This is a genomic window from Neptuniibacter sp. QD37_11 (assembly GCF_047778105.1).
GTDB lineage: Bacteria > Pseudomonadota > Gammaproteobacteria > Pseudomonadales > Balneatricaceae > Neptuniibacter.
In genome coordinates this window covers 1,235,964-1,247,645 of sequence record NZ_CP180552.1, presented here as the reverse complement: position 1 = coordinate 1,247,645, position 11,682 = coordinate 1,235,964, and the positions used below count along the sequence as shown (strand labels likewise).

The window sequence follows — 11,682 nt, the reverse complement described above, 5'->3', positions numbered from 1 at the left end:
ATAAACCAAACAGGGTTGCCAAATGTCTTTGGATAGCCTTTATGATCCCTTCTCCATACCAGCGCATTGAAGGCGCTTGGTTCCATCTTCCCTGATTCCCCACGCTACAGAGAAACCATTAAGATCATTAACAACTTCCAAAACCTCAAAATTAAGAGGATTTATTTCTGTATGTGCTGGCATACATTCTCCATCGTAAGCTGAACATTTGTATATACGGGGATTCGTAAATCTACCCTAACCGCATTTATTGAAAACAGATGTAACGAACTCAAAAGGAAGGAATAAACACGAAATTACAAAGTTTCTTCCATGACAAACCATGCATGCTCTATATCGATTGATAAACGGGACCATAGCCCCCCACGCCTGAATTACATCCACTTGTTTCTTAAGAATTTTTAACTCAGCACTAGATAAAAAGCAACTATCAAATATTTGGGCTTTTAACCCTTAGACAGCAAACCAAGCCAATAAAAAGCCCCTGCTATTTAGTAAGGGCTTTTAGATTAGTTAGTAATACGAGCTATAGCTACACGGCTTAGACCCTATTAACTCAACCAAACACAGCAGTTACCTTTGCAACCACAGCTAGACATAAAGAATAGATATGCTGATTACTCACAAAGAAGAATGCTGCAAACAGCAGCCATAGATGGATAGTAAACCAGAACAGAATTGGGTGCTCTTTACGCTGCAAAACCTCAAGAATATAGGTCTGTCCTGAGCTGATGCCCATAATGGCCCACAACAGCATAAATACGCCCCAGATAATGCCTGTATTTAGCCATAACTCGGTCAGAATCAGTGTTAGACCCAAGAGCGTTTTCCAAGGCCAAACCTTGGCGTTTTTTGGCGTTGGCTGCTGACCTTTCTTAACCTCATCCTTCCCCTTAGCCTCAACGGGACTAGGGGCCGAGGCTTTTACTTTTACGCTTGTTGGTGCTGACGTTCCCATACAAATCCTCAGTGATAAATCAGGCTAATAATTAGTTTTTTATCGCTATCAACATGGAAGGCTGCTTGTCGATAATTCACTACCGCAGTTTTACCGACATTACTTGAGTAGGCATAACCCTCAATCAAAGAGCCAGTTTGATCAAACTGCTGGTTGCTGTTTTCATTATGGAATAGCACCAGTGCATACTCACCGTGAGGTAACTGATTAAAATTCAGCTCTCCAGAAAAACCTTTGGCAGGTATCACCAAAGTGCGGACGGCTTGATCATAACGATTGTTGTTAAACGTATCTGGGTTATCAAACAGCTGAGCGATGATCTGACCTTTATCGTTACGCAAACCTTTAATTAAAGCGGTTAGCGTGATGCCTGTTGCTTTTTGGCTTACCTGTTGGGGTTTAACTTGATCATCTTTGGCCTTTGTCGGAGCGTCCTTTGCTGCTTTTGCCTTTGAAGGAATAGCCTTTGCTGTTTCATCCTTTTTGGAGGGCTGTTTATCAACTTCAGATAGTTCCTTCTTTTCTGATAGAGCAGAAACCGGCTTATCCTTATTCAGATCTATAGCCACCAGCCCGATGGTCATTATTCCGCACACCAGAACCGCATAAATAATGGCACGTATCATGTTTTACCCCTGCTAATTATTTAAACATTCCAGCTTCATCGCTTTCATGGAAAGGGCTGACCTGTGCGCCAAATAAGTGTTTAGCTAAATACTGATGAAAGTCCACGACGATCCGCTCTACTTCCAGCAACGTACCGCCTTTATGGTGCCTAGACCCCATACCGCTTTGCACCAGTTCACAGATATCTTTGTCTTCCTGCAAAAACGCCGCAGCGAACTCACTACTGGCTTTATCACTTTTATCAGGCGCGTGTTCTGCCATCCCTCCGCCATGCACGAAGCAGTGTTCTGGGCCATCTGGAGTAACTGCAATCCAATCAAAAGATTCATAGGTAAGAATGCCGATAAAGCCTGGTGGTAGATAAATCAGTACATAGTGGTTGAGAGGCTCGGGCGTATCACCTGTGAAGAATCGAGATAATGCACTGCGCTGCTCGACAATCTCACCACCGGTCAGACTCCAGTTAGCATCACCGGCAATGTAATAGGCCTTTTTGCTAGGGGTATTTACCTCTAGAGTTTCACGATGAACCATAAACAGGTGATAGCTCTCGATACCGTTTTCAACGGCTAGCTTCCAGTTGCTGTTCCAGTGTTCGCTAGCACCGCCATAGACTTGTGTGAAACGCTCCATTTTGTAGTGTTGTAAATAAGGGTTGATCATGTTCAAACTACTCAGGAGGTCACTCGGGTTATCTGACAGATTGATAAACAGTAAGCCCATCCATTCTTGTAAGGCGTACTTAGGTAACTCATGACGCTGCTTATCTACACATTTGGCGGCATCAAAAGGCATACCTTTTAGCTCGCCGTTATCTGAGTAAGTCCAAGCGTGGTAAGGACAGACGATGTTTTTCTCTATATGACCAAAACCCGCTGATAACAAGGGTGTTCCACGATGGCTACAGTTGTTAGACATAGCGCGGATATGCCTATCTTTACCATGAACCACCGCAACAGATTCACCCGCTAACGTAAAGGCGAAGTAACTGCCAACCTCAGCTAAAATGCCGGTAGCGCAGACAAACACCCATTGCTGATGGAAGATGTTATCTGCTTCCAGTTCGGCAACCTGGCTATCTTTATAAACAGCAAAAGGTAAGCTGCATGCCTCGCCTAGAGGAAGACTGGCTGTTTCCTTATAACGTTCAAATAGCTTTGTCATGGCAAATCTCTTATATAATATGAAACACTCATGTATCATATTAGCAGAGCATTTATGATACAACAATGTCTCATTATGAGAATTTGAAATGACAGATCTACGTATAAAGAAATCACAGCGCGCTTTATTGGATGCCAGCTTTCAAGTATTGCTGCACAACCCGCACGCATCCTTAAGTGAGATAGCAAGCCAAGCGAGTGTTGGACGCGCAACGCTTTACAGGCACTTTCCTACCCGAGAAAGCTTGATTACAGCCATATCTGTCGAATCGTTGGAGATTGTTAAAGAGGCGATGCAACCTATTATCACCAGCGGTAATCAGGGAGAGGCTGCTTTTCGCAAATTGATTGCGGCACTTCTCCCCCTAGCCGATCGTTTCCATTTTCTGCAGATGGTCTGGACGCTGGTAGAGATGGATCAGGAGTTTTTAGATTTGTATGGAAAACAGATGGAGACAGTTAAGCAGTGGATCGAGCAAGGACAACGCCAAGGGGAGATCAATGCCGACCTAACCCCTGAGTGGGTAGTCTCGGTATTAGACAGCCTGCTCTATAGTGCTTCTTGGATGCTGGCACAGGGCGCGATGACTAAAGACGACGTTGAACAACAGCTAGTACATACCTTACTCAAGGGAATTCATCGCTCTTAAAGGAAGTTCATAAATAAAGCTCATAAAAGAAAACTAAAAAAAAGCCCCTGCTATTTAGCAAGGGCTTTTTAGATGAGAGCTAACTTAGGCTTAGTAAGTCACGCGAGCAGTACCTGCACGGGTTAGCACCCTTACACGATCGCCTGCTGCGAAGGCTGGCCCACCGTCCATCTCTTGGACGATAGATACCATATTGCCATTGTCTAAGCGCACAGTGATCTCCTGTCCTTGTGCACGTGTTAGCATCTCTTCTGCTTTTTTACCTGCGACACCACCGGCAACAGCGCCTAATACTGTCGCGATATCTTTACCGCGGCCACCACCAACATTGCTGGCTGCGATGCCACCCACTACAGCACCTGTTGCACCACCTACTACACCACCGGTTCCTTCAATAACTACAGGAATGGCAGATTGCACAACACCGTACTGAACTTGCTGAACTTGGCGTGCTTCACTACGCGAATAGGTTGTACCGCTTAAATTACTTACACAACCACTTAGTGTTAGCGCACATAGCATTGTCACAACAACTGCATACTTACTCATAGGTGTATCCTCTTATCTGATCTTCATATCAGATGATTTGTTCGGGCCAAAATCCCTTTCTACTATCAATTACATTTTAGCAATTAATACCCTGAAACCGTTTTATAGCCTACTCGAGCCTGTCCATGCATCTTTGATTATCCCTATTGACAGCCTTGAGCTTAATTCGATCCACGCCGACCCATAAATATTATTCACTGAGTTTACACCTTGAGCATGTACCAAAGATGAACCAACTCAGCCATAGCGTTTATTGATATTCACCGTAGAGCCTAGAGTAAAGGCCATTACTTTGTAATAACTCTGAATGATTGCCCTGCTCGCAGATCTTGCCATCTTCAAACACATAGACATGATCGGCTTGTTTTACTGCACTTAAACGATGAGCCACGATGATGGTAGTACGATCTTTTAGAAAGCTCTTTAAAGCCTGATGTAAATTCAGCTCGGTCTCTGCATCCAATGCCGAGGTTGCCTCGTCTAGTACGACAACCTTAGGGTCACTTAATAGCATACGAGCGATAGCGATACGTTGGCGCTGTCCTCCGGAGAGCCTTACGCCCTGCCGCCCAACCTGCGTATCCAATTGCTGCTCTAGGGATTCAACAAACGGTTTTAACTGCGCTACATCTAAGGCATTCCAAAGCTCTTCATCTGAATAGCTTTTGCCCATGGTCAGATTGCTACGAATCGAACCGTTAAACAGAGCAGGATGCTGAAGTACAGTTGCGACGTTATCCCGAACACAGGCAAGGCCGATATCTTTGATCGATACACCATCAAAGAACATCTCCCCTTTCTCGATTGGGTATAAGCCCAACAGTCCCTGTACCAAGGTTGATTTACCGCCGCCACTGGCACCGACTAAGGCAATCTTTTGCCCTGCTGGGATATCAACCGAGACGCCTTTGAGTACCTCGACTCCGGTTTCATAACTGAAGTGAATATCTTGTAACTTAACCGCGACGGTCTTCTTACCTTCAAATGGATTAACCTTGGCTGGGTACTGCGGCTCCTCTTTAAAGTCTGCCAAATTGTTAATCCGCTGCAGAGCAGCTTTAGCAGCGTAATAACTGTATTGGATGCCTAGAATCTCTTGCACTGGCGCCATCATAAACCAGAGGTAGCCAAACACAGCCATCATCTCACCGATGGTCAGATCGGAGAAAACCACCATTAGCATTGAAACCGCTCTAAAGAGATCAACGCCGATCATGAACAAGACAAAGCTTAAGCGATTGGCCGCATCGCTTTTCCATTCAAATGCCGTTGAATGATCACGTACGGTTTTGGCTTCTGCGATCAGCCCTTTTAGATAATGTTGTTCGCGATTGCAGGCACGCAGTTGTTGGATATTGTCCAGTGTCTCGGTTAATGCCGATTGAAACACCTCAAATGCTTTATTTTCCTGACCTTTGAGGTGCTTAACCCGCTTGGCAACCATGGTGGTGAAATAGATCACCACCGGATTAAGAAACAAGATAAACAGGGCAAGCTGCCAGTGCATCCACAGCAGAATAATGGCAGTACCTAAGATCGATAGGGATGCAATCAGTAAACGACTGAGCGAACTACCAATAAAGCGATCTACGGTATCTAGATCGGTCACAAAGTGGGATGAAACCGCACCGCTACCAACAGTTTCGTAAGCCGCCATCGAGATTTTTTTAAGCCGCTCTAATAAGCCAACCCGAATCCGATAAGTTACATCTTTGGAGATAATGCTGAATTGGCGCGCCTGCCAAACGTTCATCATCAGGGCGACTAAACGCAAAAACAATGTGACAAACAGAATCACACCGATAAACAGCACCGGCCCATGCCATTCAGGCGGGAACATAGAACCAACAGTTTCAACAATAAACCCAGGTTGATCTAACAGAACTTCATCAACCAACAATGGCATAAACAGTGGTAGCGGAACAGAAACCAAAGCGGCAAAGAAAGCGATAATGTTCGCTTTAATCAGCTCCGTTTTATGCTCGGATGCCACTTTTAAGATATAGCGCCAACTGTAGTAAGGCTTCACAAACTATCCTTTTTACGCAAACTCAGTAATAACTAAATTGTACTCGCTAAATTGTTTTCTGGATTAGAATAATTAAATCAAAAAAAAACCCGCAATATCTGCGGGTTTTCTAATTAGGCTTAGCGATTATGCTTGTAGCATTTTGTAAAGCTTATCTTTTAACTTAAGGCGCTTAAACTTGGCTGCTTCTTCAGTTTGAGTGCATACCGGCTCAACCTCAGATTCCATTCGCTCAACATCTTTTGTCACCTGATGGTACTCATCGAATAAGCGAGCAAAATGTGCATCTTCCATTTTTAGATTGTGAATACGGTCACGGTGCTCTGGAAATTCGTGAATCAAATCATGATGTTCAATAGGCATTTGATGTTCCCCTTAATCGTTCTTTCTTATCTCTTTGACTTCAGTCTCCTCCTCTGATGACCACAAAGCATTGACGGACATCAATACAGGTTCCAAACTATAAAAAAGAATATAAGTGGAGGTTAATATTATGTATGCAGCAATCATGAACACCGCATTAGGCTCTCTGCTTATTAAAGCTAACAACAGTGCTATTACCTCGATTCATTTCCTACAAGATAATGAAACGGTGCCCGAGCTTTTGGGCAACGCGCTCACCAATCAGTGCGTTTCTGAACTAAGCGAATACTTTGCTGGGAAGCGGGTAAGATTTGATGTTCCACTGGCACCTGATGGCACAAAGTTTCAGCAATCCGTGTGGAATGCGTTAAACGAAATCCCTTACGGTAAGACCTGTAGCTATGGTGAAGTCGCTAAGAAAATAGGCAACCCAAAAGCCGCTAGAGCTATAGGGATGGCAAACAACCGCAACCCGATTCCCATTATTATCCCTTGTCATCGAGTATTGGGAAGTAATGGTAATTTAACAGGTTACGCCGGCGGGCTTGAGAATAAGAGCTATCTGTTAAATTTAGAAACTAAAGACCTGATCTAACCCAATCTTATTTAAGACAGAATAAAAGACACAAAAAAGGCTGCAGATGCAGCCTTTTTCAATTCAGATTGAGCTTAAACACTTACACTCTGGACAATCGTTTTAGAAGTATCTGCAAGATCTACAGAAGATCGTTCTGTAGCTTGAGCAGCCAACTGAGCAACTTGCGCCGCTTCCTGAATAGACATGATGTTTTGCTTTAATTCTTCTGCAGCATTACTTTGCTGAGAGGATGCAGCGGCGATCATGGTACTCATATCATCAATGCTACCTACACCCGCCATAATCTCTTGCAGCGCAGAACCCGCTTCACCGGCTTTATCAACACAGCCTTTTGCTGAATCCTGACTTTTCTCCATCATCGACATCGCCTGAGCGGCTTCGCCCTGAAGCTCTGCGATCGTAGTATCGATCTCTTTAGTAGACAGCTGAGTACGTTTAGCGAGCTCTCGTACTTCATCCGCAACAACGGCGAATCCACGCCCCTGCTCACCGGCACGCGCCGCTTCGATTGCGGCGTTCAATGCCAATAGGTTAGTTTGATCGGCTATCTCAGAGATTACTGAGGTCTTACTCGCGATCTCTTCGGTCGCTTTGCGCAAGCTATCAATCTGCTGAGCCGCTTGCTCAACATTTTCTGCTAGGTGATGAATCGCATCGATTGTGCCTTTTACAATCGAGTGACCTTGATCGGCTGTATTGGTCGCTTGTTTAGTTTCTTCGGAAGTGGTTCTTGCATGCTGTGCAACCTCTTCAATAGCAATGGAGAGGCTTTGAATATGCGCTGAAACATCTTCAATTTCTAAGCTCTGACGTTCGATCGCTTGATTGGCCTGACGCGCAATACCGATCGTATCTTCACCTTGTTTATTAAGCTCTTTTGCCGAATAGGTAACACGGGCATTAGCAGAGCGGATTCGTGCCTGATCTACCATTGTTCCTAAATAGATTGAGCCTACTTCACTCACAGAATTAGCGTACATCTCTTCAAGTACTTTTGAATCTAACATACGCTTAGCACGGGACTGTAGGTAGCGTAGAGGGCCCAACCAGTGATAGGACAAGCCTGCACATAATATAAAAGCACCTAGGCCTGCACCCATTGTGATCATCGGTGACCACTGTGTGAAGTAGCCTGCGCCCATAGGAATAAGCACCGCTAACAACAACATAATGATGATCTTGGTCTGAATAGACATATCGTGCATCGAGATACGACGACTGTTGTTATTTAGTCGACTATAAACATCGTTTGCGCGAGAAACTTGACCGGAGGTAGGCACTGTTCGAACAGATTGATAGCCGATGGTTCGGCCGGACTCTACAATCGGAGTCACATAAGCATTTACCCAGTAGTAAGAGCCATCCTTACAACGGTTTTTAACTATACCGATCCAAGGCTTATTCTCTTTTAACTTTGACCAGAGATCGCCAAAAACCGGTGGTGGGACATCAGGATGTCGAACAACGTTATGAGACTGACCAATTAACTCATCCCGAGTAAAACCTGATATATCCACAAAGGCATCGTTTACAAATGTTATCTGCCCTTTTAAATCCGTGGTGGAAATCAGCGGCGTATCGTTACTGAATTTACGCTCAGTATTATTAACGGGTTGGTTATTTTTCATAGCAGCCCCTGTTACATCTCAATGGCTATTTTTTCTTATATTTCATATATCTAACATTAGAATATATAGGGTTATTCTTTTGAGAGATAGTGCTACTTTTAGGGAATTTGATCCAGCTCATCAGACCTTTCAGTCGGTCAAAAATAAAAAAGCGACCGAAGTCGCTTTTTGTTATTTATCAGCTTTAGAGCCACCTAAACATTTCGGTGACGGGGCAACCGCCTGACCTCTGTCGTGCCACTCTTGCTGAGTGAACAAATGCATCGACAAGGCATGAATTGGGTTGTTCATTCGATCGGATAGGAAGCTAAAAATCAGCTGGTGACGCTGTACCTTTCGCTTACCTTCAAAATCATCCGACACAACTGTTACTTTAAAATGTGAGTCAGTTGCAGGGCCAGAATGCATGTGACTCTCGTTTTCAATCACAAGATGCTCAATTGCCAGACCATCTTCTAGACGATTTCTAATTACCGCTTCAATACTCATTTTTTACTCTTTTTACTTTCATCCATTCTTTCCACTTCTTCTGTAGCCATTTTCAAGAAGTGTCGATGGATTTTACGTGTCGTTAATGCAACAGCGCCGATTACAACAGGTACCGAGATACCTAAAATCAGATCTTTGTTCAGATCTACACCAGAGTTATACACGGCATCTAATAGGTATTTAATTAAACCAATAGTGTAGTAACTGATTGCTGCTACGGATAGGCCTTCTACCGTATGTTGCATCATTAATTGAACTTTGGAGCGCTGATCCATAGAAGCCAACAGCTCTTGGTTTTGCGATTGGATCGATAGCTCTACACGCGTGCGCATCATCTCTGCTACACGGTCGATACGACGGGATAGATCTTCAAGACGATTACTGGTCGCGCGACAGGTTTTTACCGCAGGTGTTAAACGACGCGTCATAAACTCGGTAATGGTTAAGTGCCCAGAGACTTCGTCTTCTCGCAGCTCTTCAAGGCGCTTAATAACCAGGTCATGGTAAGCGTAAGTTGCACTGAACCTAAAGGTTGCTCGTGCCCTGCAGTCTTCCACCCAAGATGCCATATCGGTAAGGCGGAACAGCAGTTCCTGCTCATCGATATCGCCACTATGGGCTAGATGATCGGTAATATCAGCCAGCTTTTGGTCCATATCGCCAAGCGTTGGATTGATATCACGCGCAGTCGGCAATGAAAGCAATGCCATCAAACGGTAGGTCTCAATCTCCATGATACGCTGAGTTAATCGACCTAGCTGGCTATCACTCATCTGCTTGTTGTAGATCAGGAAACGACCAAAACCATCACTGTGCATCTGGAAGGTTGTCCACACACGGGCATCGCCATTTTGCGGGCTACTACCCACTAAACGCATACCTTCAAAGAAGCGTTTTACTAGTGGCAGATTCAACTCATGTGTTTGTCGCGCATCTTCTACTGAAACGTGGAAGGCCGACATCACCGTACCAGGGATTTCAGCAAGCCAACCTTCTGGTAGCGGTGTTAGCCCAGTAACTTCAAATGGGTTACCGCCCTGTTCAATGCCTGTATTGATAAAGGTATATGTAGTGAACTCCATGTGCTTCTCACGGCGCACACGTAGATTACCGAAATCCGCGTGGTAACAAAGCTCATCAACTGCGGGTGGCTCAACACCGAAATGCTTAAACAACTCCTGCAGGTGCGCAAACTGCTGTTTGCTCTCTTCAGGATTACACATCACTGCTAAATGGGTAATGCGAGCCGGACTTGGAATAACCTGAAACGGGCGCGAGTGTAATTCACTGTACAAACGCTCCCGCATTGGGTGCATTTTCAGTCCATGAGGGTTAACAATCTGCTCCATAAAATCTCCAAAAGCCCTTAACTAACTCGGCTATACATCTTCCAAATTGGCCATCATTAATGGCTGTTTAGCTAAATCCAACGCCATGATTTGCGGATAGACATCAAACCACTCTTGGAAGTTAGCAAAGCTAATTTCACGCGGCCAATGATCGCCCAACTCATCCCAAGCAGAAAGCTCGCTTTCGAAGATAGACTGCCAATGAGCTTCTAGCGCTTTAGAGAAATCCTCTTCCGTGCTGACTTCATCGACCAGATAAACGGTGCCTTCCCTACGCTGCTCGTCTAGAGTTAAGCACTGGTGTAAACCGTCGGCATCTACATCTAAACTATTAGTCCAGTCTGCAAATGGCTGTCGCGGTAAAACAACAAATGCTGAACGGTTAAGCAACTTCATGGTTCTTATCCTTAGCTTTGGTTATACTCGGGCTATAAATTATTAGACCCATCATAACAGTTGATTGATCACCTGATAGGGGTAAAGAGATGAAGTTTACCCTCTGTTGAGGTAGCTTTTTAGCTTACTACCTTTGGCTAGTCGAACGAAACTGTTTTATTGAGTTAATTCTGTGATTATTCCTGTATTACAACAACTTAACTCGCGCGATCAGTGGATGGCGTTCTGCCGCCGTGAACTGCCATACTGCTTTATTGAAAGCCCTGAATGCTTGGTCGATTTTCAGACGACCTTTCTAAAGATCACTCTACTACCTAAAGACACATTGATTCATGATGCGGTGAAATACAGCCTAGGTTCGCGTACTAGCATGGAACCTGTCTGGCGCTTAATAAAAGGCTGTAATTGGGATCTAAATGCAATTTTGAGTGGTCTGGAGCAGATGGCGTTCGACAGTAATGTTCGCGATAACTCCCTACTTAAAGTCCATACCGATCTGAGTGTTCGAAAGTACTTTAGCCGTGAGCGCTGCCTGGTCGCACCCAATACGCTCGGTTTACTTGAGCCCTTAATGGCGCAGCCTGATATATGGGACGCTCAAACGTTGGCGAAACTCATTAGCCATCAGCAATTCTCCAGCCTACAGAATGAAGTAAAAGCGCTGCCGGGCAGTAAGCAAAATGCCGGGGCTCCGCCGCCGAGCGTCAGTACGATTATGATGATTTTGCTCGACCCTGTTGAGCAATGCATCGGTCAGGTACATAAAGGTCGATTGCATATCTTCCGTGGTAAGCAACCATTTATTAGCCTGATCCCTAAGCTTGCTTGGCCAAAGCCACGCTTAAAGACATCTAGCTAATATTCGGTAATATATTCCAGCCAA

Annotated in this window: 14 protein-coding genes; 3 read left to right on the top strand and 11 right to left on the bottom strand. The window is 44.6% G+C overall.

Features of this window, described 5'->3' with window-relative positions; all coding sequences use genetic code 11:
* Window positions 1-39: 39 nt before the first annotated feature.
* The 4 genes from ACMXYT_RS05570 to ACMXYT_RS05555 form a co-directional block, all read right to left on the bottom strand.
* The gene (locus ACMXYT_RS05570) at window positions 40-183 is read right to left on the bottom strand and encodes a hypothetical protein (protein WP_415911987.1); all 144 of its coding nucleotides are present in this window, start codon (window positions 181-183) and stop codon (window positions 40-42) included.
* A 373-nt stretch (window positions 184-556) separates the two neighbouring features.
* Window positions 557-958, bottom strand: coding sequence for a hypothetical protein (locus ACMXYT_RS05565; protein WP_415911986.1), 402 nt, complete (start codon window positions 956-958; stop codon window positions 557-559).
* An 8-nt stretch (window positions 959-966) separates the two neighbouring features.
* Window positions 967-1,584 carry a DUF2141 domain-containing protein gene (locus ACMXYT_RS05560; RefSeq protein ID WP_415911985.1) on the bottom strand — a complete coding sequence of 206 codons (618 nt, stop codon included), beginning with the start codon at window positions 1,582-1,584 and terminating at the stop codon, window positions 967-969.
* 16 nt (window positions 1,585-1,600) lie between these two features.
* Window positions 1,601-2,749 (bottom strand): aromatic ring-hydroxylating oxygenase subunit alpha, encoded by a 1,149-nt coding sequence (locus ACMXYT_RS05555; protein WP_415911984.1) that lies wholly within the window; start codon window positions 2,747-2,749, stop codon window positions 1,601-1,603.
* A gap of 88 nt (window positions 2,750-2,837) precedes the next feature.
* On the opposite strand from ACMXYT_RS05555, the gene ACMXYT_RS05550 reads away from it, so the two are divergent.
* Window positions 2,838-3,398, top strand: a complete 561-nt coding sequence (locus tag ACMXYT_RS05550; protein WP_415911983.1) for a TetR/AcrR family transcriptional regulator — start codon at window positions 2,838-2,840, stop codon at window positions 3,396-3,398.
* A gap of 90 nt (window positions 3,399-3,488) precedes the next feature.
* Here the strand turns inward: ACMXYT_RS05550 and ACMXYT_RS05545 are convergent, their stop codons facing one another.
* The 3 genes from ACMXYT_RS05545 to ACMXYT_RS05535 all read right to left on the bottom strand — a co-directional run bounded on the left by ACMXYT_RS05545 (window position 3,489) and on the right by ACMXYT_RS05535 (window position 6,339).
* Window positions 3,489-3,947, bottom strand: coding sequence for a glycine zipper 2TM domain-containing protein (locus tag ACMXYT_RS05545; protein ID WP_415881729.1), 459 nt, complete (start codon window positions 3,945-3,947; stop codon window positions 3,489-3,491).
* 250 nt (window positions 3,948-4,197) lie between these two features.
* Entirely contained in the window at window positions 4,198-5,976 is a 1,779-nt protein-coding gene (locus tag ACMXYT_RS05540; RefSeq protein ID WP_415911982.1) for an ABC transporter ATP-binding protein, read from the bottom strand.
* Window positions 5,977-6,102: 126 nt separating this feature from the next.
* Window positions 6,103-6,339: a YdcH family protein gene (locus tag ACMXYT_RS05535; protein ID WP_415881731.1), complete on the bottom strand. Its 237-nt coding sequence runs from the start codon at window positions 6,337-6,339 to the stop codon at window positions 6,103-6,105.
* Window positions 6,340-6,469: 130 nt separating this feature from the next.
* Here ACMXYT_RS05535 and ACMXYT_RS05530 point away from each other — a divergent pair, with 130 nt between their 5' ends.
* The gene (locus tag ACMXYT_RS05530; protein WP_415911981.1) at window positions 6,470-6,934 is read left to right on the top strand and encodes a methylated-DNA--[protein]-cysteine S-methyltransferase; all 465 of its coding nucleotides are present in this window, start codon (window positions 6,470-6,472) and stop codon (window positions 6,932-6,934) included.
* Window positions 6,935-7,008: 74 nt separating this feature from the next.
* On the opposite strand, the gene ACMXYT_RS05525 is transcribed toward ACMXYT_RS05530, so the two are convergent.
* From ACMXYT_RS05525 to ACMXYT_RS05510, 4 genes are all read right to left on the bottom strand, one after another.
* Window positions 7,009-8,565, bottom strand: a complete 1,557-nt coding sequence (locus tag ACMXYT_RS05525; protein WP_415911980.1) for a methyl-accepting chemotaxis protein — start codon at window positions 8,563-8,565, stop codon at window positions 7,009-7,011.
* A 171-nt stretch (window positions 8,566-8,736) separates the two neighbouring features.
* A complete protein-coding gene (locus ACMXYT_RS05520; RefSeq protein ID WP_415881734.1) occupies window positions 8,737-9,054 on the bottom strand; it encodes a BolA family protein in 318 nt (105 codons plus the stop codon).
* Window positions 9,051-10,403 (bottom strand): DUF3422 family protein, encoded by a 1,353-nt coding sequence (locus tag ACMXYT_RS05515; RefSeq protein ID WP_415911979.1) that lies wholly within the window; start codon window positions 10,401-10,403, stop codon window positions 9,051-9,053. Before ACMXYT_RS05515 ends, ACMXYT_RS05520 begins: the two co-directional genes overlap by 4 nt.
* Before the next feature lie 30 nt (window positions 10,404-10,433).
* A complete protein-coding gene (locus ACMXYT_RS05510; RefSeq protein ID WP_415895843.1) occupies window positions 10,434-10,799 on the bottom strand; it encodes a hypothetical protein in 366 nt (121 codons plus the stop codon).
* Between the two features lie 172 nt (window positions 10,800-10,971).
* On the opposite strand from ACMXYT_RS05510, the gene ACMXYT_RS05505 reads away from it, so the two are divergent.
* Window positions 10,972-11,658, top strand: a complete 687-nt coding sequence (locus tag ACMXYT_RS05505) for a hypothetical protein (RefSeq protein ID WP_415904034.1) — start codon at window positions 10,972-10,974, stop codon at window positions 11,656-11,658.
* Window positions 11,659-11,682: the final 24 nt, after the last annotated feature.